General features: G+C 71.5%; 22 protein-coding genes. 4 read left to right on the top strand and 18 right to left on the bottom strand.

The window, feature by feature from the left end; translation table 11 throughout:
* Nucleotides 1–155: 155 nt before the first annotated feature.
* The 12 genes from KDM41_09270 to KDM41_09325 form a co-directional block, all read right to left on the bottom strand.
* Nucleotides 156–875 carry a phosphocholine cytidylyltransferase family protein gene (locus KDM41_09270; protein ID MCB1183614.1) on the bottom strand — a complete coding sequence of 240 codons (720 nt, stop codon included), beginning with the start codon at nt 873–875 and terminating at the stop codon, nt 156–158.
* A gap of 4 nt (nt 876–879) precedes the next feature.
* Complete coding sequence (locus KDM41_09275) at nt 880–1,791, bottom strand: CDP-alcohol phosphatidyltransferase family protein (protein ID MCB1183615.1); 912 nt, start codon at nt 1,789–1,791, stop codon at nt 880–882.
* A complete protein-coding gene (locus tag KDM41_09280) occupies nt 1,788–2,864 on the bottom strand; it encodes an aminotransferase class I/II-fold pyridoxal phosphate-dependent enzyme (protein MCB1183616.1) in 1,077 nt (358 codons plus the stop codon). The genes KDM41_09275 and KDM41_09280 overlap by 4 nt, the downstream gene beginning before the upstream one ends.
* A gap of 465 nt (nt 2,865–3,329) precedes the next feature.
* Nucleotides 3,330–5,369 carry a fibronectin type III domain-containing protein gene (locus KDM41_09285; protein ID MCB1183617.1) on the bottom strand — a complete coding sequence of 680 codons (2,040 nt, stop codon included), beginning with the start codon at nt 5,367–5,369 and terminating at the stop codon, nt 3,330–3,332.
* Between the two features lie 121 nt (nt 5,370–5,490).
* Nucleotides 5,491–6,522: a 3-deoxy-7-phosphoheptulonate synthase gene (aroF, locus tag KDM41_09290; GenBank protein ID MCB1183618.1), complete on the bottom strand. Its 1,032-nt coding sequence runs from the start codon at nt 6,520–6,522 to the stop codon at nt 5,491–5,493.
* Entirely contained in the window at nt 6,519–7,367 is an 849-nt protein-coding gene (gene trpA, locus KDM41_09295; protein ID MCB1183619.1) for a tryptophan synthase subunit alpha, read from the bottom strand. Before trpA ends, aroF begins: the two co-directional genes overlap by 4 nt.
* Nucleotides 7,364–8,590: a tryptophan synthase subunit beta gene (trpB, locus tag KDM41_09300; protein ID MCB1183620.1), complete on the bottom strand. Its 1,227-nt coding sequence runs from the start codon at nt 8,588–8,590 to the stop codon at nt 7,364–7,366. The genes trpA and trpB overlap by 4 nt, the downstream gene beginning before the upstream one ends.
* Entirely contained in the window at nt 8,587–9,996 is a 1,410-nt protein-coding gene (locus KDM41_09305; GenBank protein MCB1183621.1) for a hypothetical protein, read from the bottom strand. Before KDM41_09305 ends, trpB begins: the two co-directional genes overlap by 4 nt.
* Nucleotides 9,993–11,054, bottom strand: a complete 1,062-nt coding sequence (gene trpD, locus KDM41_09310) for an anthranilate phosphoribosyltransferase (GenBank protein ID MCB1183622.1) — start codon at nt 11,052–11,054, stop codon at nt 9,993–9,995. The genes KDM41_09305 and trpD overlap by 4 nt, the downstream gene beginning before the upstream one ends.
* Nucleotides 11,047–11,634, bottom strand: coding sequence for an aminodeoxychorismate/anthranilate synthase component II (locus KDM41_09315; protein ID MCB1183623.1), 588 nt, complete (start codon nt 11,632–11,634; stop codon nt 11,047–11,049). Before KDM41_09315 ends, trpD begins: the two co-directional genes overlap by 8 nt.
* A 2-nt stretch (nt 11,635–11,636) precedes the next feature.
* Nucleotides 11,637–13,166, bottom strand: a complete 1,530-nt coding sequence (gene trpE / locus KDM41_09320) for an anthranilate synthase component I (protein ID MCB1183624.1) — start codon at nt 13,164–13,166, stop codon at nt 11,637–11,639.
* A 354-nt stretch (nt 13,167–13,520) separates the two neighbouring features.
* On the bottom strand, nt 13,521–15,416 hold the full coding sequence (locus KDM41_09325; GenBank protein MCB1183625.1) for a response regulator: 1,896 nt from the start codon (nt 15,414–15,416) through the stop codon (nt 13,521–13,523).
* A 234-nt stretch (nt 15,417–15,650) separates the two neighbouring features.
* Between KDM41_09325 and KDM41_09330 the strand changes: the two genes are divergently transcribed.
* Entirely contained in the window at nt 15,651–17,201 is a 1,551-nt protein-coding gene (locus tag KDM41_09330) for a hypothetical protein (GenBank protein ID MCB1183626.1), read from the top strand.
* Between the two features lie 113 nt (nt 17,202–17,314).
* Complete coding sequence (gene aroC, locus KDM41_09335) at nt 17,315–18,403, top strand: chorismate synthase (GenBank protein ID MCB1183627.1); 1,089 nt, start codon at nt 17,315–17,317, stop codon at nt 18,401–18,403.
* Nucleotides 18,404–18,406: 3 nt separating this feature from the next.
* Here the strand turns inward: aroC and KDM41_09340 are convergent, their stop codons facing one another.
* The 4 genes from KDM41_09340 to KDM41_09355 form a co-directional block, all read right to left on the bottom strand.
* Complete coding sequence (locus KDM41_09340) at nt 18,407–18,718, bottom strand: hypothetical protein (GenBank protein MCB1183628.1); 312 nt, start codon at nt 18,716–18,718, stop codon at nt 18,407–18,409.
* Nucleotides 18,719–18,815: 97 nt separating this feature from the next.
* Complete coding sequence (locus tag KDM41_09345; protein MCB1183629.1) at nt 18,816–19,322, bottom strand: hypothetical protein; 507 nt, start codon at nt 19,320–19,322, stop codon at nt 18,816–18,818.
* Nucleotides 19,323–19,414: 92 nt separating this feature from the next.
* Nucleotides 19,415–20,236, bottom strand: a complete 822-nt coding sequence (gene cdaA, locus KDM41_09350; GenBank protein MCB1183630.1) for a diadenylate cyclase CdaA — start codon at nt 20,234–20,236, stop codon at nt 19,415–19,417.
* Nucleotides 20,237–20,370: 134 nt separating this feature from the next.
* Entirely contained in the window at nt 20,371–22,146 is a 1,776-nt protein-coding gene (locus tag KDM41_09355; protein MCB1183631.1) for a thiol-activated cytolysin family protein, read from the bottom strand.
* 269 nt (nt 22,147–22,415) lie between these two features.
* On the opposite strand from KDM41_09355, the gene KDM41_09360 reads away from it, so the two are divergent.
* Nucleotides 22,416–23,408 carry a C-type lectin domain-containing protein gene (locus KDM41_09360; GenBank protein ID MCB1183632.1) on the top strand — a complete coding sequence of 331 codons (993 nt, stop codon included), beginning with the start codon at nt 22,416–22,418 and terminating at the stop codon, nt 23,406–23,408.
* Nucleotides 23,409–23,576: 168 nt separating this feature from the next.
* Nucleotides 23,577–24,416 carry a caspase family protein gene (locus KDM41_09365; protein ID MCB1183633.1) on the top strand — a complete coding sequence of 280 codons (840 nt, stop codon included), beginning with the start codon at nt 23,577–23,579 and terminating at the stop codon, nt 24,414–24,416.
* 95 nt (nt 24,417–24,511) lie between these two features.
* Here the strand turns inward: KDM41_09365 and folP are convergent, their stop codons facing one another.
* Nucleotides 24,512–25,294, bottom strand: coding sequence for a dihydropteroate synthase (gene folP / locus KDM41_09370; GenBank protein ID MCB1183634.1), 783 nt, complete (start codon nt 25,292–25,294; stop codon nt 24,512–24,514).
* Between the two features lie 125 nt (nt 25,295–25,419).
* A partial coding sequence (locus KDM41_09375; GenBank protein ID MCB1183635.1) for an AAA family ATPase occupies nt 25,420–26,585 on the bottom strand: 1,166 nt, incomplete at its 5' end.

A 26,585-nucleotide genomic window follows, 5' to 3' on the forward strand; every position in this document is an offset into this window, starting at 1 on the left:
CCACAGGCCCTCGGCCAGGGCGGCGCCGGCGGCGAGCAGCAGGGCGGCCCGCCGGCGTCCGGCCAGGGCCCGGCGCACCACCAGCAGCGACACCGCGCCGGCCACGGGCATGGACCCGACCCAGCCGGCCACGAAGCCGATGCCCAGGGCCTCGATCACGGCCCGCCGAACTCCCGACGGGCGGCGGCGAGGTCCGCCGGCGTGTCGATCTCGAGGCAGCGCAGGTGGCCGAGGTCGATGGGAGCGATCACGTGGCCCGCGACGGCCAGCTCGGTGAAGGCCTCCTCATAGTACTCGTTCACGCGGCCTTCGTTGTCGAGGCGCCGGTCGAGCACCGTCCGCAGTGCGGCCACGAAGTCGGGGGCGAAGACCTCCAGGCCCACCGACTCGCCCGCGGCCTCGGCCGGCGGGATCTCCTTCGAGAGCCGGATCACCCGGCCCGATCCGTCCAGCCCCACCTTCATCTCCTCGGCGCCGATGTCCCCGCGCGTGCGCAGGCCGAGCCGGTTGGGCGCCGCGTAGTCGAGCACGGCGTCGAGGACCGCGTCCTCGCAGGCGATGTCGCTGTCCAGCAGGAGGATCTCCTCGGCCGGATGGGCCGCCAGGGCCAGGCGCAGGGAGAAGGCGTTGTTGGTGGTGGCGTAGTCGACGTTGCGGATCCACGTCACGTCCAGATCGGGGCTGCCGGCGGCGACGGCGGCGCGGATCCGGTCGCCCTCGAAACCGTCGACCAGGGTCAGCTTCCGGACGCCGCGGGCGCGCAGCTGGCGCAGGGCGCGGCCGAGGATGGTCTCGCCGCCGAGGTCGAGCAGGCACTTGGGGCAGTGGTCGGTGAGGGGGCGCAGGCGGGTCGACCGCCCCGCGGCCAGCAGCACGGCTCTAATGGCTCGCTCCTTCCGGCAGACGGCCCAGGAGCCGCCGGTCGACGACGCGCCGCCACAGCAGCACCGCGCCGCCCCAGCCCGTGCCCACCACCAGGCTGAACCACAGGTAGGCGGCGACCTGGTCGAGGGCGCCGGCGAGCATCATCAGCGAGAGGTGGAAGGTGGGGCCGAAGAGCACCGCGGTGCGCATGACGGGCCGGCGGGCCTGCTGCCACTCGGCGAGCGGCACGTCGGCGAGGGCCCGGTGGGCGACGGTCCCGGGGGCCGAGTACCACAGCCGCGCGTAGAGTCCGTAGGCCCCGACGAGGATGCGGTCCCAGCGATGGGTGCCCGGCGGGTAGGTGGCCAGCGTGGCCTCCATGGCGGCGACCTCGGCCGCCGGGTCGGAGCGCTTGCCGTAGACGCGTCCCAGCCACTCGTTGCGGAAGCGGTCGACCATGGCGCTCCACCAGGCGTAGCTCAGGCCGCCGGGCACGCCCACGAGCCAGATGAAGGCCGGGGGGGTGCCGGTCGCGCCCAGCCCGACGAGCATGCCCACGAGCACCGCGGTGTTGGTGGTGTAGTCGACGAGGCCGTCGAAGACGTAGCCGGTGAGGGAGCCGCCGCCGCGCAGCCGGGCGAGCATGCCGTCGGCGCAGTCGACGGTGTTGGTCAGGAAGAGGAGCAGGGCGCCCCAGCGCAGGCCCTCGACGGTGCCGGTGGCGTAGCCCACCCCGGCCGCGAGGCCGAGCAGCAGGCTGATGAAGGTGATCTGGTCCGGCGTGATGCGGGTGGGCAGGACGATCCGCACCAGCCCGTAGGCCAGGGGCCGGTAGAGGAAGAGGTCGAGGATCTCCTCGACCTCGACCGCCTTCAGGGTGGCGCGGTAGCCCGCCAGGAGCCCCTCGCTGTGATCGCTTCCGGTCACGCCACGTCGCCGGATGCCGCCACGCGGGCCGCCGCCGCCGGCCAGGCCGTTTCGATGGCCGCGAGCAGGCGGGCGTTCTCCTCGGTCGTGCCCAGGCTGATGCGCGCGAAGCCCAGGAAGGCCGGCTCGGTGAAGAACTTGATCACCAGGCCGGCTTCGTCCAGCACCGCCTTCAGGCCGGGGCACACGTGCTCGGGCATGCGCACGAGGACGAAGTTCGCCGCCGAATCGTAGATGCGGCAACCGGGCAGGGCGCGGAAGAACTCGTAGAAGCGCTCGCGGTCGGCCGCCATGCGCCGGGCGATGTCCCGGTAGTAGTCCGGGCTGTCCAGGGCCGCGAGGGCCAGGCGCTCGCTGATGCGGTTGTAGCCCAGGTTGCGGGCGCAGAAGCGCTCGAAGTCGGCGAGCCCCGTGCCGGTGATGCCGTAGCCGATGCGGACGCCCGCCAGGGCGAAGAGCTTGCTGAAGGTGCGCAGGATGACCAGACGGGGGAAGCGGGCGACGAGCTCGGCGTAGTCGTCGGCCTCGTCGGGATCGAGGCCGAAGTAGGCCTGGTCGAGCACGACGGGCGTGTCGCGGTAGGCCTCGAGCACGCGGATCAGGTCGGCGCGGGGCATCCGGTTGCCCGTCGGGTTGTTGGGCGAGGCGATCAGCACCAGCGCGGGGGCGTGGCGCTCCCGCTGGGCGATCAGCGCGTCGACGTCGACGCGGTAGGTGGTCTCTTCCTCGATCAGCGGATACTGGACCGTGATGCCGCCGACCTCGTCCGCGATGGCCGTGTAGTACCACCAGCTCGCCGAGGGGATCAGCACCGCCTCGTCGGGGGCCACGAAGTGGTGGACCGCCTCCTTGAGAATGTCCTCGCAACCGTAGCCGAGGATGATGCGGTGTTCGTCCACGCCGTGCATGGCGGCCAGCCGCAGCGACAGATCGCTGTAGGCGCCGCGCCGGAAGGCGCGCGTGTAGTTGAAGAGGAGTTCGGTGTCGGCCTTGCGCAGCACCTCCAGACAGGCGGGTGCGGGTCCGAAACGGTTCTCGTTGCGGTCGAACAGGACGGGCTCGCCTGCGGCCATGGCACACCTCGGCTCGGCTTGGTCGGAAGAATCCCCGAAACCGACCTGCGGACCGGGGGACTGGTGCCGCCCATGCGGCACAATGGCCGGAATTTTACGAATCCGGAGCGAAGAATACAAACTTATTACACCGGGCCCGGTTCCGGCGCGCCCGCGGGCCCTGGGCCGGGTCCGGGCGCATGTCCCGGGAAGATCGGGACACGGAGCGAATCGAGGCGCCTGGTGGGACAAGCGTGGGACATCGGTCCGGATGGTGGTGAAGTGTCTGGATTGTAAGGGTTTGATGTCGGCGAGGTTAAGGTCGGACGCCCCGTTCGGTGCCGTCCTTGCAGGCGGCCGGGCGTGGCCCGGGTTTGGGAGGATCCGGGCCACATGCGCACAGCGGCCACCCGCCGGCACGGACGGGTGGCCGCTTTCGGTCGCCCCGGCGCCGGCCTGGCAGGCTCGGCGCCAAGGGGGGAAACCCTACTGGATTCCCGGAATGTAGGTGTGCAAGGCACTCCAACCAGAAACGTGGCCGGCCGCATCGATGGCCCGGACCGCGTAGGTGTGCGACTGCATCGCGTCGACCGTGTCGACGAAGTAGTTCGTCGTGGAACCGCCGACGATGCTGCCGTCCCGCTTGATCTCGTAGCTCGCCACGCCGGACAGCGGGTCCGACGAGGGATTCCAGATCACCTTGACCTTGTTGAACTTCTTCATGGTCGACGCCAGCCCGTTCGGCACCGAGGGAGCCGTCAGGTCGATGATCAGGTTCCCCGCGACATCCTGGTCGGCGATGCCGGGATCCGCATCGTCGACCGTCACGGTGAACGGGTAGATCCCTTCGCCGGCCGCCTGCCAGAAGGCGAGCTTGACGTCCACGGTCGTGCTTCCGCCGGCGGGGATGGTCACCGACGCGGGGTTCGGCGCGACGTCGTAAAGGCTGTTCGAACTCCCGGATATCGTGAAAGTCCGGGATCCGCAGGACGGGCTGTCGTCCGAGTCGATCGTCACGGTCCAGGTCTCGGCGGTCGCACCCGGCTTCTTGATGATCGTCGAGCGGATCCGCGCGGCCGGGGCGATGGCGATGCCGAAGCCGTCGGCGCAGTCCATGACCACCGTCAGGGGGTCGCTCCAGTCGGAGTCCACGCTGTCGGCATTGGTCGCGAAGACCTGGTAGTCGTAGGTGGCTCCCGCCACCACGTTGGTGTCGACATACTCCAGGGGACCGCTTCCGTCGATCACCGCGACGGGCACGTTGTCGCGACCGACCGTGTACTGGACCGCGTTGGGTACGGCGGACCAGTCGATCACGGCCTGGTTGCTCGTAACGGTCACGACATCGAGATCGGAAGGCGGCAGGAATTCGTCAATCACGACCGTGAGTTCGACGATGCTGTCGGTTTCGGGCCCGCCGGCGTCGGCCACGAAGTTCTCGAAAGTGACCGAGTAACCGGCGCCGTAGTAGGTGTCACCCGGGGAAAGTTCGTCCTGGCGCCAGGAATCGCCACCGGAAACGTCTTGGGAGTGAACGTGGACCTGGTCCATCAGGGGGGCGAACGTGGGCGAGGATGACGAGTCGAAGGCGCCCTCGGAGCGGCGGAACGAGAAGAACTCGACGTCGCCCGTCGTCGGCATCGCCGACTGGTGGACTTTGAGCAGCCGATAGGCCGAGCCGTCGGGAGTGGTCGGCGCCTCGGCCGGAATGCGCTCCGTGGGCACGAGGTAGACCGTGTGGGTTCCGGGTGCCGTGAGCTCACGGATCTCGGTGGCCGCGTCGAAATAGCCGGCCTCGGCCTTCCAGACCGCATTGGGCTGTCGCAACGGGACCCACTGGCCGCCCTCGCCACCGAACCACGAGCTGCTCATGAAGCACGAGAAGTCGCCGTACTCGCTGCCGGATGAAGCCAGGCCCGAGTGCGAGAATCCGCGCAGGTGACCGAGTTCGTGGGCGTAGTTCGAACCCAGATCCCACCACTTGAACATGTTGATGATGTCGTTGCCGGCCGTGCCGCCGAAGCCATCGAGTTCCCATACGGTGCCCTTCGGGAACACGTACATCAGCACGTCGTACGGGGCGATGGCGGCGGCGCCGGCGGCGGCATCGGCGTGAGCCCGCCAGGCCCACAGGGAATCGGAAGGATCGGAGATGTCGTTGGCGATGGAGTAGATGCCGATGATCGTGGTCTCGACCGTATCCGAGCCGTCGGACATCTCGTCATAGAGGTCGTCGACCAGCGCCATGCGGCCGGAGACGTAGTCGGCCGATGACGAGTCCAGGACGTTCGCGGTGGCCGTGCCGGTGAGGTTGACCAGCAGGACACCGACCTGGATGTTCCCGGAAACCGGGACGGTCTTGGCCAGGGCCGCCGGGTCTTCGAAACATCTCCAACCGTCCAGTGCTGGACCGTTGGCGGCAGGTGCACTCGCGTGCGGAGCCGTCACGTCGTTGCGCTCCAGATCGGAGCAACCGGCGGCGATGACCAGGATGATCGCGGCGCTGAGCCAGATGAACTTTTTCACAGATATCCCCCTAGCAGGCTGGTGTGGGCAAGATCGTCCGGGCGACGGGCGTGCCGCCCGGACTCAATCGTTCCAGCGCAGGGGGTGTCCGAAATCCAACAGCATTTCGGTGGGACTTGCGTCAGCCCGCAGCCACGGCCCCCATGGGCCGCCCCATGGCCGCCGCGATGGGACGCAGGCTGTCCATCAGCTCGGCGAAGGCGTCGAAGGTCAGGCTCTGCTGGCCGTCGCTCAGGGCCACCGCCGGGTCGGGATGGGTCTCGATGATGATCCCGTCGGCGCCGGCGGCCACCGAGGCCCGGCACATGTCCGGCACGTAGTCCACATGGCCCACGGCGTGGCTCGGGTCGATGATCACCGGCAGGTGGCTGACGCGCTTGATCACCGGCACGGCCGACAGGTCGAGGGTGTTGCGCGTGGCGCGCTCGAAGGTCCGGATGCCCCGCTCGCACAGCATCACCTGCGTGTTGCCGCCGCTCATGAGGTACTCCGCCGCCAGCAGCATCTCCTCGATGGTCGACATCAGCCCGCGCTTGAGCATGACGGGCGTGCGCGTGCGGCCGACCGCCTCGAGCAGGGCGTAGTTCTGCATGTTGCGCGCGCCGATCTGCAGGATGTCGGCGTAGTCCGCCACCAGGGGCACCAGTTCGGGCGAGATCACCTCGGTGATGATGGGCAGGCCCGTCTCGGCGCGGGCCTGGGCCAGGATCTTCAGGCCCTCCTCGCGCAGGCCCTGGAAGCTGTAGGGCGAGGTGCGCGGCTTGTAGGCGCCGCCGCGCAGCACGCGGCCGCCGCAGGCCTTCACGTGGCGGGCGGTCGCGAGCAGCTGCTCGGTCGACTCCACGCCGCACGGCCCGGCCATGACCACGAACTCGCTCTGGCCGCCGATCTCCAGGTCGCCGACCTTCACCACCGAGGGCTCGGGCTGGAAGTCCCGGCTGACCATCTTGAAGCTGCTGGCGACCGGGGCCACCTGGTCGACGCCGGGCATGTCGGCCACGCCGGACAGGTCGGCCTCCTTGGCCTCCATGATGCCGATGATGGTGCGCTGGGCCCCGTGGTTCGGCCGCGGGTGGAAACCCCGCTCCTCGAGGGTCGCGATGACGCGGCCCAGCTCGGCCACGGTGGCCGTCTCCTTCATGACGATGATCATCGGTCGACCTCTCTGCTGGTCCCGGCGGCCGTCGCGACGGCGGCGGCCATGGTGTCGAGGAAGGCGCCGGCGGCGGACACGACGTCCGTCCCGGCCTCGGTGGCGGCCGCGATGGTCCGCAGCAGGGCGCTGCCCACGATGGCGCCGTCGGCGACGCCGGCCACGCGGGCGGCCTGCTCCGGCGTGCCGATGCCGAAGCCCACGTACAGCGGCAGTTCCGTGGCGCGGCGCACCCGGCCCACGTAGGCGGCCAGGGCGTCGTCGGCGCCCATGCCGGCGCCGGTCACCCCCGTCGTGGACACGAGATACAGGAATCCGCGGGCGCGCGCCACGTTGCGGGCGAGCCGGGCGGGGTCGGTGGTGGGCGCGATCAGGTCGACCAGGTCCACGTCGTGGGCGGCCAGCAGGTCGCGCAGGCCGGCCGACTCCTCCGGCGGCAGGTCGGGCACGATCACCCCGGCGACTCCCACTTCGCCGCAGCGCGCCGCGAAGGCCTCCGGCCCCATCTTCAGCAGCGGGTTCAGGTAGCCCATGAGCACCACCTCGAGGCCGTGGGCCCGGCGGGCGCGGTCCGCCAGCTCGAACACGCCGGCCAGGGTCATGCCCGCTTCGAGGGCCCGCTGCGAGGCGGCCTGGATCACCGGCCCGTCGGCCACCGGATCGCTGAAGGGGATGCCCAGCTCGACCAGGGGGCAGCCGGCGGCGGCCACGGCGCCGAGCAGGGCGTCCGAGGTGGCGCGGTCGGGGAAGCCCGCGGTCAGGAAGGGCACCAGGGGCCGCACGCCGTCGGCCCGCAGGCGGGTGGTCAGGCGGCCGAGGCGGCCGGTCGTCGCCGGAGCGTTCATGCGTGGCCTCCGATCCCGTCGCCGGCCATGTCCTTGTCGCCGCGGCCGGAGAGGTTGACGATGATCACCGGCTCGGCCCCGCCGGCGCGGGCGGCGAGCAGGTCGCGTTCGGCCGGGTCGGCCAGCAGCTTGCGCACCCAGGCCAGGGCGTGGCTCGACTCGAGGGCCGGGATGATCCCCTCGAGTCGCGACAGGTCGTGGAAGGCCTGCAGGGCCTCGGCGTCGGTGACGCTGCCGTAGCGGGCGCGGCCGGTGTCCTTCAGGTGGCTGTGCTCGGGGCCGACGCCGGGGTAGTCGAGCCCCGCGGCGATGCTGTGGGCCGGGATCACCTGGCCGTCGGCGTCCTGCAGCAGGTAGGAGAACGCCCCGTGCAGCACGCCCGGCTCGCCCAGGCTGAGGGCAGCCGAGTGGCCGGCGTCCGAGCCGCCCGCCTCGACCCCGTGCAGGGCCACCGTCTCGTCGCCCGTGAAGCCGGCGAAGATGCCGATGGCGTTGCTGCCGCCGCCCACGCAGGCCACGACCAGGTCGGGCAGCCGCCCTTCGTGGGCGAGGACCTGCGCGCGCGCCTCGCTGCCGATCACGGCCTGGAAGTCGCGCACCAGGGCGGGGTAGGGATGCGGTCCCACCACCGAGCCGATGATGTAGTGGGTGTCGGCCACGTTGGTCACCCAGTCGCGGATGGCCTCGCTCGAGGCGTCCTTGAGGGTGCGGGCGCCGCTGGTGACGGCGCGCACCTCGGCGCCCATGAGCTTCATGCGGCGCACGTTGGGCGCCTGCCGCGCCATGTCGACCTCGCCCATGTACACGGTGCAGTCCAGGCCCATCAGGGCGCAGGCCGTGGCCGTGGCGACGCCGTGCTGGCCGGCGCCGGTCTCGGCCACGATGCGCCGCTTGCCCATGCGCTGCGCGAGCAGGATCTGGCCGAGCACGTTGTTGATCTTGTGGGCGCCGGTGTGGTTCAGGTCCTCGCGCTTGAGGTAGAGCCGCACGCCGCCGCCGCAGTCCGCGCCGAAGCGCCGGGTGCGGTAGAGCGGCGTCGGCCGGCCGGTGTAGTCGGCCAGCAGTTCGCCGAGTTCGGCCGCGAAAGCGGCGTCGGCCCGGGCCGCGACCCAGGTGCGCTCGAGTTCCTCGAGGCAGGGCATCAGGGTCTCGGGCACGAACTGGCCGCCGTAGGGGCCGAAGCGCCCCTTGCCGCCGGGGGGGAAGATCGCCGTGCGGTTCATCGCTCCAACTCCTGCAGGTTGCGGGCGGCGGCCACGAAACGGCGCACCCGGTCGGGATCCTTGCGGCCGGGCGCCGCCTCCACGCCGCGGGCCACGTCCACGCCGAAGGGCCGCGCGTCGCGCACGGCGGCGGCCACGTTGTCGGGGTCGAGGCCGCCGGCGAGGAACACGTCGTGGCCGGCCCGGGCCAGGGCCCGCGCCGCGGCGCGACAGTCGGCCGCGGTGACGGAGCCGTCGCCGTCCTTGGGCAGGTCGACCAGGAAGGCCGCCACCGCGTCGTAGCGGGCGGCCAGCTCCGGCGTGGCGCGGTCGGCGGGCAGCACCTTGATCAGGGGCCGCCCCGTCAGCTCCGCGATGCGCCGGCAGGTGTCCGGGCCTTCGTCGCCGTGCAGCTGCAGCAGGTCGAGGTCGACGCGGCCGAGCAGGTCGGCCAGCTCCTCGGGATCCGCGTCGCGCACGACGCCGCACAGCCGGGCGTCGGGCAGGGCCCGGCGGATCTCGCGCGCCGTCGCGAGCTCGACCCGGCGGGGGCTCGGCACGAAGATCAGGCCGAGCAGGTCGGCGCCGGCCTCGTGGGCGAGCACCGCGTCGGCCACCGAGGTCAGGCCGCACACCTTCACGCGCAGGGCGTCCTCGGCCACCCGGCCCGCCAGTTCGGCGACCTTCCGCCCGGGGTCCCGGCTCTGCAGCAGGGCATGCCCGATGAGGAACGCGTCCGCGCCGGCCCGCGCCATGCGCACCACATCGGCGCGCCGGTACAGGCCGCTTTCGCTGACGGTGATGGCGCCGGACGGCACGCGGGGCAGCAGGGCCTCCCCGTGGGCGAGGTCGGTCGTCAGGGCCACCAGGTCGCGGTTGTTCACGCCGATCAGTCCGGCGCCGGCGGCCGCGGCCGCCTCGATCTCGGTTTCGTCGTGGCACTCGACCAGCACGTGCAGGCCGAGATCGGCCGCGAAGCGCACCAGGCGGGTGAGCGTGGGGCCGTCGAGCATGGCCACGATGAGCAGCGCGCAGTCGGCGCCCGCTTCCCACGCCGCCAGCAGCTGCACCTCGTCGATGACGAAGTCCTTCACGAGCACGGGCAGGTCGACCGCTTCCTTGACGGGCCGCACGTCGGCCAGGGAGGTGCCGAAGTGCGCCTCGTCCACGACGATGCTCAGGGCCGCGGCGCCGCTGCGGCGGTAGGCGCGGGCCAGGGTGCGCGGCGAAGCGGGCTGGCGGAAGGCCGGATGGCTGGGCGAGCGCCGCTTGATCTCGGCGATCACCCGGTCGCCGCCGCGCAGGGCGGCGGGGAAGTCGCGCACGGGCAGGTCGTCCGGGCGCCGCGGGGGGCGGTCGGCGAAGCGCGCGCGCAGGGCCGCCACTTCGGCTTCCTTCGCCGGACGGATCTTGGCCAGGAAGCTCATGCGCCACCTCCGGCGAGGGCCGCCGAGCGGGCGACCAGGTTCTCCAGCACGCGGGCCGCCGCGCCCGAGGCCAGCGCCGCGCGGGCGAGCGCGAGCCCGCCCGCCACGTCGGACGCCTTGTCGGCGACCACCGCCACGAAGGCCGCGTTCAGGGCCACCACGTCGGCGGCGGGTCCGGGTTCTCCCGCCAGGATGCCGCGGATGATCGCCGCGTTGCGCGCCGCGTCGCCGCCGGCCAGGTCCCCCGGCCGGCAGGGCGCCAGGCCCACGTCGCGCGGATCGAACGTGCTCGTCGTCACGGTCCCGTCGACGAGGGCGGCCACCCGGGTGGTCCCGAGCAGCGACACCTCGTCCAGTCCCCCGGCGCCGTGGACGACGAACGCCTTCTCCGCGCCCAGGGCGCCGAGCACCTCGGCCAGGGGCGCGCACAGCTCCGGATCGAACACCCCGAGCAGCTGCCGCCGGGCCCCGGCCGGGTTGGTAAGCGGGCCCAGCACGTTGAACACGGTGCGCACGCCCAGCTCGCGGCGCGCGGGCATGGCGTGCCTCATGGCCGGATGCAGCCCCGGCGCGAAGAGGAAGCCGAGGCCCACGGCGTCGATCAGGTCGGCCACGGCGTCGGGCGCCAGGTTCAGGTCGACGCCCAGCTCCTCGAGCACGTCGGCGCTGCCGCAGGCCGAGCTCACGGCGCGGTTGCCGTGCTTGGCCACGCCGCAGCCCATGCCCGCGGCCACCAGGGCGGTCGCCGTCGAGATGTTGAAGGTGCCGGTGCCGTCGCCGCCGGTGCCGCAGGTGTCGACCAGGTCGGTGCGCGCCGGCCGCACCGCCACGGCGTTGTCCCGCATGGCGCGCGCCAGCCCGGAGATCTCGGCCACGGTCTCGCCCTTGGCCCGCAGCGCCACGAGGATCCCGGCCAGGCGCGCCGTCGGCACCTCGCCGGCCATGACCGCGTTCATCAGCGTCTCCGCGGTGGCCGCGTCGAGGTCACGGCCCGCGATCAGGGTCGCCAGCACCTCGCGGCTGACGTCAGCCCCCGGCCGGTTGCCCCGCTCAGACATGGGCGGCCCCCTTCCCGGACAGGCGCAGGAAGTTGCCCAGCAGGGTGCGCCCCTCGGGCGTCAGGATCGACTCGGGGTGGAACTGCACGCCCTCGATGGGCAGCTCCCGGTGGCGCACGCCCATGATCTCGCCGCCGGAGGTGTAGCTCGAGACGGTCAGCTCGCCCGGCAGGTCGGCCTCCACCGCGATGAGCGAGTGGTAGCGCGTGGCCTGGAAGGGGTTCGACACGTTGGCGTAGATGGTGCGCCCGTCGTGGTACACCCGGCTCGTCTTGCCGTGCATCACCCGCTCGGCCCGCACGATGCGTCCGCCGAAGGCCTGCACGATGCTCTGGTGCCCGAGGCACACGCCGAGGATCGGCCCGCGCCCGGCGAAGGCCCGGATCAGCTCGACGCTGATGCCGGCGTCGTCCGGCGTGCCCGGCCCGGGGGAGACGATGAGCGACTCGGGGGCGAGGGACAGGGCGGCTTCGACGGTCAGGTGGTCGTTGCGCACGACCGTGATCGCGGCGCCCAGTTCGCCCAGCAGCTGAACGATGTTGTAGGTGAACGAGTCGTAGTTGTCGATCAGCAGATGCATGGCTACAGCCCCTCCTCGGCGATGCGGACGGCGCGGGTCAGGGCCCGGATCTTGTCCAGCGATTCCTGGTGTTCCCTGGCGGGATCCGAGTCGGCCACGATGCCGGCCCCGGCCTGCACGCTGAAGCGGCCCTGCCGCATGAGCAGGGTGCGGATGGTGATGCACATGTCCATGTCGCCGGACTGGCCGAAGTAGCCGACCGCCCCGGCGTAGTGCCCGCGGCGGTCGCCCTCCAGATCGGTGATGATCTCCATGGCGCGGATCTTCGGCGCCCCCGAGACGGTGCCGGCCGGGAAGGTGGCGCGCAGCGCATCGAACATGTCCACCCCCGCGTCCAGTTCGCCCGAGACGCGACTCACCAGGTGCATGACGTGGCTGTACCGCTCGACGGCCATGAAGTCGTCGACCTTCACCGTCCCGGTCCGGCACACGCGTCCCAGGTCGTTGCGCCCGAGATCCACGAGCATCACGTGCTCGGCGCGCTCCTTCTCGTCGGCCAGCAGATCCTCGGCCAGGGCGTTGTCGTCGGCCACCGTCCGGCCGCGCGGGCGCGTGCCCGCGATGGGGTTCACCTGCAGGCGGCCGCCGGCGAGCCGCACCATCATCTCGGGCGACGAACCGATGAGCTGGAACTCGCCGAAGTCGAGGTAGAAGAGGTACGGGCTGGGATTGAGGATGCGCAGGGCGCGGTAGATCTGGAAGGGGGCCACCACGGTCTCGCCGCTCAGGCGCTGGGAGAGCACGATCTGGAAGGCGTCGCCGGCCAGGATGTGCTCCTGGGCCCGGACCACGACGTCCCTGAACTCCTCGCGCGTGAAGTTCGAGGCGAGGCCGGCGCTGGGGTCGGCCGGGCCGCGACCGCGCGCGTCGCCGGTGCGGCGTTCGCTGCGGGCGCCGGCCGGCAGGGGCTGGTCCAGCGCGTGCAGGATGCCCTCGATCTCGCTGCAGGCCCGGGCGTGGGCCTTCTCCGGGTCGTCCCCGCGCGGCAGGGTCACGATCTCGATCTCGCTCTTCACGTGGTCGAACACGACCAGCGTGCGCGGGAACATGAAGCGGTAGTCGGGCAGGTCGTCGGCCGTGGCCGCGGGCAGCGGAATGTTCTCGAAGTACTTGACGATGTCGAAGCCCACGTAGCCCACGGCGCCGCCGAAGGGGGGCGGGAGCTCGTGCTCGGGATCGTGGGCCACCGGCTGGGCGGCCAGCTCCTCGCGCACGGGGCCCAGCGGATCCTTCGGATCGACCGGGGCCTCGGACGCCGGCGCGTCGCCGCGCCGGGTCCGGACCCGGCCGTCCGTGAGCTGGATGTCGGTCTCGGCCGACAGGCCGATGAAGCTGTGCCGCCCCATCTGCACGCCGCGCTCGACGCTCTCGAAGAGGAAGGCGCTGCCGCCGTCGCGGGTGCCCATGAACTCCTGCAGTTTCAGGTACACCGAGACGGGGGTCTCGAGGTCGGCGGGAATCGTCGCCCGCACGGGCACATGCTGCCCGTCGCGGCTGCGGTCGATGTAGTCGGTGCGGGTCGGCGAGATCATCGCGGCCTCCACGGGTTGTTCCTTCGGTTGCGTTCGCTGTGCGGTCGTCGTCTTCCGTCGCGTTCCATCCTGCGCCCGGGGGGCAAACGAAAAACCCCCCATCGGCTCGGATGGCGGGTCTGGAGACGGTCGGGTTCGGTTTCGGTCAGCTTCTCGAGCTAGTCGGCGAACCTCCCGTACGCGCAAACGCGGACATCCGGGCGATGGGCGCAGGGACGCCACTGCCACCATCGGGTGCTCGCGTATCGCGTGTCGGTGCGGTTCGGACGCATCGGTCTCTCCCTGGGGGGAACGTTTCTCGAACGCCATGATGATACCCCGGATCCGGCGGGGTGTCAACGGAAGACGGCGGCGTCAGGCGGGAAAGACATCGTGGCCGTCGCAGGCTTGGCTGAGCACGCGGGACAGGGCCTTGAGGGTGAACGGCTTCTGGATGAATCCGGCCAGACGCTTGCCCACGAAGCGCGGCGTCACGTCGGACTCGCTGTAGCCGCTGGTCAGGATCACGCGCACGTCCGGATCGAGGAGACGCAGCTCCCGGAAGGTCTGCTCGCCGTCGAGCCGCGGCATGGTCAGGTCGAGCAGCACGCAGGAGATATCCCGCCCGCGTTCCCGGTAGATGTCGAGGGCCTCGCGGCCGTCGGCGGCGATCAGCACCTCCAGGCCCAGGCTCTCCAGCATGCGCCGGGCGACGACCTGCACCGTCTTCTCGTCGTCGGCGAGCAGGATGGTCCCCGTGCCGCGCCAGGCCTCGACGGCCGGCTCCGCGCCGTCCGACCGGCCGTCGGCCGAACCGCTCTCCGGCGCCACCGGAAAGAGGATCTTGAACGTCGTGCCCCGGCCCACCTCGCTGTACAGCTTCATGGCGCCGCGATGGCCGCGCACGATGCCCAGCACCGCGCTCAGGCCCAGGCCGCGGCCCGTGAACTTGGTGGTGAAGAAGGGGTCGAAGATGCGGCTCCGGGTGTCGGCGTCCATGCCGGCGCCGGTGTCGGCCACCTCGAAGAAGACGTAGTCGCCCTCGGGCAGGGGCTCGTCCAGGCCCAGCTGCAGCTCGGCGCCCGTGCTGTCCAGATAGGCCCGGTCGCAGCGCATCGTCCCGGTGCAGAGCGAGACCACGCCGCTGTCCTCGCCGATGGCTTCCGAGGCGTTGGTGATCAGGTTCATGATCACCTGGCGGATCTGGGTGGCGTCGCCGGCGAAGGCGGGCAGGTCCGGCGCCAGGTCGTACTTCAGGACCACCGTTTTGGCGATGGAGACCTCGAGCAGGTGCGCCATCTCCTGCAGGAGTTCGCCCGCATCGATGGGCTCGACGACGAAGCGGCCCCGGCCCGAATAGGCGAGCATCTGGCGCGAGAGGTCGGCCGCGCGCTTGGCGGCGAGCTCGATCTCGACGATCATCTGCCGCGCCGGCGACACGGGCGAGAGGTCCTGCAGGGCCAGGTCGGCGTTGCCCAGGATGGCCACCAGCAGGTTGTTGAAGTCGTGGGCGATGCCGCCGGCGAGCATGCCCAGGCTCTCGAGCTTCTGGGCGTGCAGCATCTGGTGCTCGAGGCTGCGACGGCTCTCCTCGGCGGCCACCCGCGCCGTGATGTCGACCACATAGCCCATGTAGTGGGTGATGGCGCCTTCGCCGTCGCGGACGATCATCGTGTGGTCGTCGACCCAGATGGTGCGGCCGTCGGGGCGGCGCACCCGGTAGGGCTCGTGATGGAAGTGGGCGACCGCGGTCCCGCCGGCGGCCTGGACCTCGGCCCCGACCCGGGGCAGGTCCTCCGGATCGACCAGGTCGGCGTAGCGGACGGCGCCGGTCAGCAGCGCCTCGGCCGGGTGCCCGAACACCCCGGCCACGTTGGGGGAGACATACTCGACGGGCCAGTTCTCCGCGTTGCGCCAGCGGAAGACCACGACCGGCCCGGCCGCGAACATGGCCCGCTCCTGGCGCAGTTCGGTGGCGGCGTCCTCGGCCACGGCGCCGTCGAGCAGGTGGGGGGCGAGATCCCGCAGCAGATCGCAGGCCGATCCGGGCCACGACAGGTGCCAGTGCCGCCACCCGCGCCGCGTGAGCGGGCCCGGCGCTCCGGGCGTGACGACGAGCACCGGGCGTCCGTCGGCGGCGGCGACGAAAGGCTCGGCGTCCCCGGCGTCGGGGGCCAGGACCACGAGTCGGTCGCCGCCGACAGCCCGGGCGGCGTCGGCCGGGACGAAGCCGGCGGCCGGCGGGCCACAGGTGAGGAACACGTCGCGCATACGATTCTCCAGCGACAGGTGCGGCGGATCCGGACGATCCGGACGATCCGGATGATCGGGCCGGCGGAATCCCAATTCTGACAGATCCGGTCCGAGTTCTCCATCGGATTCGTGCCGGCGCTCGCGGTGGGCGTGGCGACGTCCGACCGGTCGTGGTACCTTCGCTGCACCCCTGCCCGAAGCTTCCCGGCGAAAGGCCCTTTGTCCATGCGGCTGTTCCGACGATGGTGGCCGATGTTGCTCGTGTCGGCGTGCGCGGCCGTGACCGCCCCGGTCGCGTCGGCCGCCACCGGTGCGGCGCCGAACCCGGACGCGGCCGGCGCGCTGGTCCGACGCTACGTCGACGCCGTGATCGCGGGCGACCTCGCCGGGGCCGCCGCCTCGTGGTCGCCCGCCTACCTCGCCGCCAGCCGCAGCCTCGCCATCGTCTACCCGGACGCCCCCGTGCCGTGGGACATGGCCTCGCCGCTCCTGCTGCAACTGGAACTCCTGCGGGCCGGCGTCGACTCGCTCGCCTGCGGCGTCCCGGAGATCCAGGGCGACTGTGCCTTCGTGGCCGTGGCGCCGATCGCCGAACCGGCGGCCGCCCCCTATCGCTACGCCGTGGTGCTCGAGGAGGGGCGTCCGGTCCTGGCCAACGCCCTGTGGGCGGCCACCCGCGGCTGGCCCGTCCGCACCTCGCGCTACTTCCGCTTCCTCTGCCGCGACCCCGGGCTGCTGGCGCCGGCGGCCGTGGCCTCGCTGGACACCTTCGTCGACGCCACCCTGCAGCGCTTCGGGGTGGGCGAATCCCGCCGGGCGCACCTGGCGGCGGCGAAGATCCCGTACGTGCTGGCCGACGAGGCGACCGTCGCCGACCTGACCGGCTACGCGACCAAGGGCATGGGTGACCTGGCGGCGGGCATGATCGTCAGCAGCCACTTCCCCCACTATCACGAGGCCGCCCACCTGCTGGTGAACTACGCCCTCGAGGCCGCGCCGCTGCATCCGCTGCCGTCGCTGCAGGAGGGGCTCGCGTCGCTGCTCGGCGGGCGCTGGGGGCAGTCGCCCGCGGTGATCCTGCACATGGCGTGGGCCAACGCGGAGATGGGCTTCGCCGACGTGGGCGACATCCTCACCCGGGGAGGCTTCCAGGGCGCGGCCGGGGGTCCGAACGCGGCCTATCCGGCGGCGGCGCTGCTGTGCGACACCATCGTCGCGGCGGCGGGCTGGCCCGCCGTGCTCGAACTGCAGCGCACCCTGGCCGAAGGGCCGGGCCCCGGCCGCGATCCGAACGCCATCGCCGCGGCCATCGGCCGGGCCTGCCGCTGGCCGTCCGCGCGTCCGCTGGCCGCATTGACGGCGGCGTGCGAGGAGCGGCGGATGCGGTACCGGCGGGCGGGCGTCGCGCCCGGCGGCGACATCGACGCTGCGGAGGTCGGACGTGACGGCGGCGTGGCGCTGCGTCGCGTCGGCGACGACCTCGTCTTCACGGCGCCGGCCGCGGACGGCATGACGGCGCTCCTGCCCGCACGCTCCGCCGGGGCGGACGGAACCCGGAGCCCGCTCTTTGCCGAGCTCTTCCCCGCACGCGCCTACGCCGGCGAAACCGCCGGCGTGCGCTGCTCGGCGCACAGCATCAGCGTCTACGACTTCACGACCAATCGCCTGGTCGGCGTGTGGGTGGGCGACTTCGCGGGCGAGGGCGGCGGTGCCGCCGACGGCCCGGACCGGCTCCGCTTCCGGGTGCGGGCCGACCTCCTGCCCGGCCTCGCGGACGTGCCCTGGGTGGTCGTCGCGCCGTAGGGGCGGGCCGCGCCGCCGGTCCGTTGCTGGGAAATTCCGCGGCGGGGTGCTAACCTGAGGTCCGGATGCCACGTCGTCCCGCGACGACCGGACCCCAGCGAATCGAAGCCGCCATGTCCAGCACCTTCGGCCGCCTCTTCCGCGTCACCACCTTCGGCGAGTCCCACGGGGGCGGCGTGGGGGCCGTCGTCGACGGCTGCCCGCCCCGCCTGCCCCTCGATGCCGCGCGCGACCTGCAGCCCCAGCTCGACCGCCGCCGCCCCGGCCAGAGCGACCTGACCACGCCGCGCAAGGAGGACGACCGCGTCGAGATCCTGTCGGGCGTCGAGGAGGGCCAGACCCTCGGCACGCCCATCGCCCTGGTGGTGCGCAACCGCGACCAGCGGCCCGGCGACTACTCGGAGATGGCCCGGATCCCGCGGCCCAGCCACGCCGACTACACCTACCAGATGAAGTACGGCGTGCGCAGCGCCAGCGGCGGCGGCCGGGCGTCGGCCCGCGAGACCCTGGCCCGCGTCGCGGCCGGGGCGGTGGCCGAAACCTTCCTGCGGCACGAGTTCGGCGTGGGGATCACGGCCTGGGTCTCGGCCGTGGGGGCCATCGCGGCGCCCGCTCTCGACCCGGCGACGGTGCTCCGGGCCCAGGTCGACGCGAACCCGGTGCGCTGCCCCGACGTGGCCGCCGCCGCCGACATGATCGACGCCATCGCCGCCGCCCGCGACGAGCGGGATTCCCTCGGCGGCGTCGTCACCTGCGCCTGCACCGGACTTCCCGTCGGGTGGGGGGAACCCGTCTTCGACAAGGCCGAGGCCCTGCTGGCCCACGCCATGCTGAGCCTGCCGGCCACCAAGGGCTTCGAGATCGGCTCGGGCTTCGCGGGCACGACCCTGCGCGGCTCGGCCCACAACGACGCCTTCGTCGACCGGGGCGGCGGGCAGCTCGGCACCGAGACCAATCGCAGCGGGGGGGTGCAGGGGGGCATCACGAACGGGGAGCCCGTGGTGTTCCGGGTGGCGTTCAAGCCGCCGGCGACCATCGGCAAGGCGCAGCGGACGGCGTCCTTCGACGGCGCCACCGAGACGCTCAGCGCGCGCGGCCGGCACGATCCCTGCGTGGTGCCGCGGGCCGTGCCCATCGTCGAGGCCATGGCCGCCCTGGTGCTGGCCGACCTGGCCCTCATCCAGCGCGCGCGCACCTGGTAGGGGTCAGCTCCGGGCGAAGCCGCACTGCCAGCAGGCCGCGAAGCCGGCCTCGATCTCCTCGCCGCAGCCGGGGCAGGTCCAGGCCGGCGTGGCCGGCCCGTCGGCCGCTTCCTCGAGCAGGGCCCGCGCGGCGGTCGCCTCGTGGTCCGGCACGAGCAGGTGCACCCCGCCCGAGAGGTCCATGTGCGGGCGCATGCCACCGCAGTTGTCGGCGACGAGCAGCGCCGGGATCTCCATGGCCTCGAGCTGGGCGCGCCCCAGTTCGGCCTCGGCCATGTTCAGGTAGGTCCTGATCACCGTCATTCCGTCACGCATGGCGCCCTCCCTTCGTGTCGTCCGCACCCGGCCGGAACGGGCGGGCGACGGGCTTTCCGCAGATACCCCGCCGCCCGCCGTTCTGTTCGCGGGCCCGCTAGTGGGCGTGGGCCGTCAGCTTCGCCATCTCCTCGGTGTCGCGCACGGCCATCTGGCGCAATTCCTCGGCGGTGTGCTCATCGGCCGAGGTCATCAGGGTGACGGTGGCGGCGTCGCCTTCCACCGTCTCCATGTCCACCTTCCCGGTCATCATCAGCATACCGTACTTCTGGCAGTGGCCGCACATCGTCAGGGTCATGGGGTTGACCTTGCCGGTCTGGATCTCGCCGCCGAGCTTGGCCATGGCGGCGTTGACCTCGTCCATGGCGCCTTCGTACTCGGCGGGGATGGTCATGATGTTCATCAGTCCGTCCCGGATGGCGTGGTTCTCCCACGTGGCGTGCTCGAGCAGCCCCTCGTGGGCCGCGAGATTCTTGCAGAACGCGCAGTTCTCGAAATCGAACCAGCCGGATTCGGACTTCATGGCCATGCCGGCCAGGGCACTCGAGGCCACGAGGAACAGGGCGCCGGCGAACACGACGCGCAGCAGGGCGATCTTCTTCATGGTCGTCTCCTTGCAGGGGTGGGTCCGGAGCGGGCCGGGGGGCCGTCCGGTGCAACCCAGCATAAAGCCGGGCGGAGGAAAGCGGCAAGGGGTCAGGAAGCCGCCGCGTCGCCCGTCTTGTCGGCGCGGGACTTGCGGCGGACCTTGCGCTTGGTCTGGCCCGACTGGCGCAGCTGGATGCGCTCGAGCTCGGTGCGCAGGTCCTCGAGGCTGAGGCCGCGCTTGATCTCGCCGTCGACGACCACCGAGATGGCGCGGGTCTCCTCGGACACGACGATGATGATGGCGTCGCTCTGCTCGCTCATGCCGATGGCGGCCCGGTGGCGGGTGCCCAGCACGTAGCCCAGCTCCTCGCGCTCGGTGATGGGAAGGATCACCGACGCGGCCGCGATCTTGCCCTGGCTGACGACCACGGCGCCGTCGTGCAGCGGGCCGGGCACGGTGAAGATGGCCTCGAGGGTGGCGGCGGTGATGTCGGCGTCGAGCTTGACGCCCTTCTTGATCCAGTTGTTCAGCCGCACCTCGCGCTCGATGACGATCAGCGCGCCGAGGCCGCGCTTGGCCATGCGGCGGGTGGCCTCGATGATCTCGTCCTCGGCGGGAATCTCGGCGGTGGCCCCGAACAGGCCGCCGCGGCGCAGGCCCAGGTTGGTCAGGGCGGCGCGCAGCTCGGGCTGGAAGATGATGATGAAGGCCACCACCCACACCGTCTGCAGGGTGCCGATGATGCGCCCGACGACGATCATGCCCAGGCTGCTGGCCAGGAAGCTGAGCAGCAGCAGGATCCCCAGCCCGACGAACATCTGGATCACCCGCGTGTCCTTGATGAACACGATCAGGCGATACAGCAGGTACGCCACGATGGTGATGTCGAGGGCGTCGATGACGGGGCTGTTGGTGATGTTTTCCCACATGGTGCAGGCAACTTAGCACCGGGACGGGCGGGTCTCAACGGGATTCTGCGGCGGAGGTTTCCCCGGCGGCGGACGGGCCGCCCCCCGGAGGCGGCGGCCCGTCCCTGCGTTGCCCTCCCGGCAACTCGAACCGGTCAGTCCATGATCTCGGTGCCCCAGGGCAGGTCGTTGCGCCACGAGCGGGCGAGCCCGGCCGGGACCAGCGGCGACTCCATGTGGAACTCGTCGATGGAGCACCAGTCGTAGCCGTTGAACCACTCGCCGCGGATCCGGATCGCCGTCACGTTGGCCAGCACGTTGCGGATCTCCGCCTCGGTGGCCGCCGGACGCTCGCTGTCCGGGGCGTAGAGGTCCGGGTTCATGACCACGGTCCAGCCGTCGCCCGCGCCCAGCCCGATCTCGTACAGGCGGAAGTTCTCGGCCACCGGATCCTGCGCGGCCGGGATGCGGTAGGCCAGGGTCATGGTGCCGCCCGAGATGAGGATGTCGTCGCCCTGGTCGGCGCGCGGACCGTTCTCGCGCGGGTCGCCGTCGGGGCCGTAGCCGGCGTTCAGGGCCAGGGACATGGTGCCGCCGAACATCTGCGAGAGGTCGCCGTGGTAGCGGTCCGAGGCGCGGAAGAGCCAGGTGCCGCCCGTGCCCCGGTCCTTGGCCCAGATGTACGAGCCCTGGTAGCGGAAGGCCGGCGTGTCGCCCCACTTGAGGTCCTTGTAGTCGCCGTCGCCCGACCAGCCGGCCACGCTGTTCACCGTCGTGAAGCTGTCGTGCATGACGCCGGCGCCGACGATCTCGCAGGTCTTCAGGTCGTACTCGGTGGCGACCTTCACGGCCACCGTCGAGTTGTCGACCATGTTGCGCACCACGTAGCTCAGGGGCACGCCGGTGCGGATGTCCGAGTCCTGCAGGTACGTCTTCAGGCCGCTCAGGTCGCCGTTGAAGGCGGCGATGGCCGACTCGGCGTTGCCGCCGATGGCCACGATCTTGATGTTCACTTCGTTCAGGTCGGTCACGTAGGTGCCGTTGAAGTTGCCGCCGCCGGAGCTCACCGCGGCGTTGTACGACCCCGAGATCGAGGCGCGCATCTGCGTGAGGGAACTCGTCGACTCGATCAGCAGGTAGTAGCGCCGGCCGTAGGTCACGCTCGAGATGTAGCAGGCCGGGTTGCCGGGCCCCACGTAGGGGGCCACGTCGGCGGGCGTCACCGAGGGGTCGAAGACCTGGGCGTACGACGTGGGCAGGTCGTAGCGCATGGTGTAGTACGACTGGTTGAAGGCCACCAGCATGCGGTTGTACTCCTTGTCGCTCGAGAACGACATGTCGGCCCGCACGCGCGCGGTCAGGGTGCTGTAGTTCACGCCCATGCTGAGCGCCATCTGCTGGGACGACTGCACCTCGCTCATGGTGTAGGTGAACGCCGCCGGCACGACGCCGCTGTTGGCCTCGATGATGTCGTTGGTGGCCTGGGCGATGGTGCTGCGCTTGACCTGGTCGACATGGGCCGTCACGCCCTGCGAACCGTTGATGATGTTGATGGAGATGGTGCCCGGCGCCCGCTCGACGACGATGGGCTCGGGCGTGGCGCCGCTGATGGAGTTCCCCTGGATCAGGCTGCCCGGGAAGATCACCTCGGCGTTCGGATTGAAAGTGGCGTAGTCGTCGGCCGCGTCGATCACGCTGCGGCGTTCGGTGCGGCAGCGCCAGACGTTCTGGTCGGCCGGATCGTACTCGTTCTCCTCGTTCAGGACTTCGGTCTCCTCGCTCGGCGTGACGTCCTCGTAGGTGCCGCCGGTGGCGAGCACCTTGCCGAACTCGGTCGGGTTGACGGTGGGCGCGTCGGTGGGCGAATCCGAGCCGCAGGCCGCCAGGACCAGGGGCATCAGGAGCAGGAGAAGGGGCAGCAGGCGTTTCATTGCGGGCCTCCGGGAGGGGAGTGGGGTCGGCCGGGGGAATCCCGGGATCCGACCTTCGACCCCACATGCGGCGGCCGGGCGGCGAATACGCAACGGAATTTCTCGATTTTTGCGATTTGGTCCGGAAATGCCCTCCCGGGCCGATTCGCGGCCTCCCGTGGCCTGCCGGGGGTCCGTTTGCGCACCGGTGCCCGGTTCTGCGCATGCGGGGGAAACGGGCCGGACCACGGCGGCCCGGACCCGACCCGCAAGGACCCTGGAGGGACGCCATGATTCGCCTGAATTCACCCGTCTGCAAGGCCGCCGCGGCCCTGCTGCTGACCCTGACCGCCCTGGCCGGCTGCGGCGGGTCCGACGACAACCCCAACCTGCCGCCGGAGGGGGACACGACGCCCGTCCTGGGGCTGGCCGCCCTGCAGGGACCCCTGACGAATCCGGCCAACGGCCACGTCTACTTCCGCCTCGCCAGCGCCGACTGGACCACCTCGGCCGCCGTGGCCGAGCACTTCTTCGGCGGCCAGCTCGTGCGCATCGACGACGCCGCCGAGAACGGCTGGGTGCTGGCCAACCTGAACAGCTTCTCCGGCAGCGCGCGGGTGTGGCTCGGCCTCAACGACGCCGCCAGCGAGGGCAACTTCGTCTACATGGACGGCAGCGCGCCCGCCTACACCCATTGGGAGCCGGGGGAGCCCAACAACAACGGCGACGAGGACTACGTGGCCATGTACTCGGGCAACGGCAACTGGGTCGACGTGGTCGACGTCGCCAACCCCCCGGGCATCGGCCCGGTGTACGGTGTGGTCGAGGTGGCGGCGGCGCCGCCGGTGTACGTCGTCGACGGGCCGAAGCTGAACCCGGCCAACGGCCATCTCTACTACCGCCTGAACAGCACCGACTGGACCACGGCCGACGCCTTCGCCCGCGAGGTCATGGGCGGCTACCTGGTGCGCATCGCCGACGCCGCGGAGAACGCCTGGGTGCAGGCCAACCTGAACAGCTTCGCCTTCAACGGCCGCGTCTGGCTCGGGCTCAGCGACGCCGCCACCGAGGGGACGTTCGTCTACACCGACGGCAGCGCGCCGGGCTACACCCAGTGGGAGCCGAACGAGCCCAACAACAACGGCGATGAGGACTATGTGGCCATGTACGCCAACAACGGCAACTGGGTCGACGTGAAGGACCTCGCCAACCCGCCCTTCATCGGGCCGGTGTACGGCGTGGTGGAGGTGGAGATGCCGGAGGCCGTGACGCTGCCGCGCTAGATCCCATTAACTTACTGTGAATTAAGAAAATAAACGGGCACCGGGCGCGGATTTCCCTATCCGCGCCCGGCGCCTCGGTGCATACTCGCGGCCGTTCACCGTGTGGAGGGGAGACCCGCGGCATTTTCGGGCTTGTACCTGAACTCGCCTGAAGGAAGGACCCCATCCATGACGAAGAAGACCATTCTGTTCGGCGCCCTGATCCTGGTCGCCGTCCTCGCCGGCTGCTCCACCGAGAATCCCACCGCCCCGACGACAAGCGACCTCGACGGCAGCATCTACCAGCGTCCGGAGTTCATCGACACCCGGCCCGAGGCCGAGCAGCTCGCCGCCACGCTCACTGCGGCCGACGTGTTCCGTCTGCCGGCCGTGGCGCCGGACAAGGCCGGGGCCAGGTACGCCCTCGTCATCGGCATCTCCGACTACGACGGCACGGCCAACGACCTGAACTACTGCGACGACGACGCCGTCGACTGGCGCAACTACCTGCAGGGCCAGGGCTACACCGTGACGACCCTCATCGACGGCGCCGCCACGCGCGCCGCCATCGAGGCCGCGGTGGCGACCCTCGCCGCCCAGAGCATCGCCGGCAACGAGATCGTCTTCACCTACTCGGGCCACGGCTCGCGCGGCAACATGATCTCGTCCGACCTGACCTACATCAGCAACGCCTGGTTCGGCGGCATGTTCGCCGGCGTGGCGAGCACGAAGATGGCCTTCAACTTCGACGCCTGCCAGATCGGCGCCTTCGGCACGGCCCTGAACGCGCCGGGCCGCGTCATCGCCCTGGCCTCGGACACCAAACGCTACAGCTACGACGGCACCGCCGACATGGCCAACGGCGTCTTCACCTACTACCAGATGGTGGGCTTCGACCAGCAGGGCTTCGTCTTCGCCGAGAACGACGACGCCTACGCCGTGGCCGAGATGTTCGCCTGGGCCAAGACCTACCACGTGAAGGTGGCCCCCTACTACATCGATGCCTACGAGGGCAGCCTCGACTACTGATCCGCGTATTCCAGTCCGCCGTTCCCGAAGCCGCGGGAGGACATGCGGAGCGGGCCCCCTGGCGGGGGCCCGCTTCGCGTTCTGCCGGATCGGAATCAGTCGCCGGTTCCGCGCGCCACCGCCCCCAGCACCGTCAGGAACTGCACCGACGCCGCCACGTCGTGCACCCGCACCACCGCCGCGCCGGCGTGCCACGCGGCGACCAGGGCGGCCAGGCTGCCGGGCAGGCGGTCGTCCACGCCGGCGCCGGTGAGTTCGGCGATGAAGCGCTTGCGGCTCGCGCCCAGGAGCAGGGGCCGCGGTCCGGTGATCGCGCGCAGGGCGCGCAGCAGGTCGAGGTTGTGGGCGAGGCTCTTGCCGAAGCCGATGCCGGGATCGACGACGATCCGGCCCGCCGGCACGCCGGCCTCCTCGGCGAGGCGGGCCCGCGCCGCGAGGTAGCCCGTGATCTCGGCCACCGGGTCGCGGTACCGGGGGCTCTGCTGCATGGTGCGGGGCGTGCCCTGCATGTGCATCAGGACCAGGCCGCAGGGGTGGGCGGCGGCGACGCCGAACATGTCCGGGTCGCCCCCCGCCGAGATGTCGTTCACGATCGTCGCGCCGGCCGCCAGGGCGGCGCGCGCCGTGTCCGCCCGCAGGGTGTCGACGCTCAGGGGCGTGTCGGTGCGCGCCGCCAGGGCCGTCACCACCGGCAGCAGGCGGGCCTGCTCCTCGTCGGCGCCCACCGGTTCGGCGCCCGGCCGCGACGACTCGGCGCCGAGATCGAGGATGTCGGCCCCCTCGCCCACGAGGCGCAGGGCCCGGTCGACCGCCGCGTCGACGTCGCCGGCGCGGCTGCCGCCGTAGAAGCTGTCCGGCGTGAGGTTCACGATGCCCATGACCAGGGGGCGGCCGGCGGGCGCCAGGGTGCGGCCGGGCGCGAGCTCCCAGCCGGGGGCGAAGAAGGGGGCCCAGGGGCCCCCTTCCGGATGATCGGACTTGAAGTCGGGACTGCGGTCGCGGCTCACGCCCGCGGCTCCGGCTCGTCGTCGGCCGGGGCCGCCGCCCCGCCTTCGGTGGAGGCGGTCGGGGGCTCGGGGCCGTCCGGCGCGTCGCCGGTCGGGGCCGTGGGTCCTGCCGGAGCGGGGCCGTCCGGCGCGTCGCTGCCGAGGCTGTGGTCGACCTTGATCGCCGGGGCCGGCAGCTCTTCGCCCTTCATCAGCATGACGAACTCGTCGCCGTCGATGCTCTCGCGCTCGAGCAGGGCCGCGGTCACGACCTCGACGCTGTCGCGGTGGGTGTCGAGGATCCGGCGGGCCCGCTGCAGCTGTTCGTCGACGATGCGCTTCACCTCGTCGTCGATCTCCTGCATCGTCTTCTCGGAGTGGGCCGTCTGGCGCCCGTAGTCGCGGCCGAGGAAGACCTCGCGGCCGCCGTCCTCGTAGCTGATGGGGCCCATCCGGTCGCTCATGCCCAGGCTGGTGACCATGGACCGCGCGATGTTCGTGACCTTGCGGATGTCCGAGTAGGCGCCCGAGCCGATCTTGCCCAGGAAGATCTCCTCGGCCACGCGGCCGCCCAGGGCCACGCAGATCTGGTCGAGCAGCTTCTGCTGGTCCTGGGTGTACTGGTCTTCCGTGGGCAGCATGAAGGTGACGCCCAGGGCCTGGCCGCGGGGGATGATCGTGACCTTGTGCACCGGATCGGCCTCGTCGCAGTGGTAGGCGACGACGGCGTGACCGGCCTCGTGGTAGGCCGTCTCGCGCTTGACCTTGTCCGTGAAGACGCGGCTGCGGCGCTCGGGGCCCATCATGACCTTCTCCTTGGCGTCCTCGAAGTCGTCCATCGTCACCGCGTCGTGGTTCTTGCGCGCGGCGAGCAGGGCGGCCTCGTTGACCAGGTTCTCCAGGTCGGCGCCCGCCATGCCGGGCGTGCCGGCGGCGATCTTCTTCACCGACACGTCCGCGTGGATGTGCGGCAGCTTCTTCATGTGGACCTTGAGAATGGCCTCGCGCCCGCCGAGGTCGGGCATGTCGACCACGATCTGGCGGTCGAAACGGCCGGGGCGCAGCAGGGCCGGATCGAGCACGTCCGGGCGGTTGGTGGCCGCCAGCAGGATCACGCCGTCGTTGGACTCGAAGCCGTCCATCTCGACCAGGAGCTGGTTCAGCGTCTGCTCGCGCTCGTCGT

Source organism: bacterium, from assembly GCA_020440705.1.
Classification (GTDB): domain Bacteria; phylum Krumholzibacteriota; class Krumholzibacteriia; order LZORAL124-64-63; family LZORAL124-64-63; genus JAGRNP01.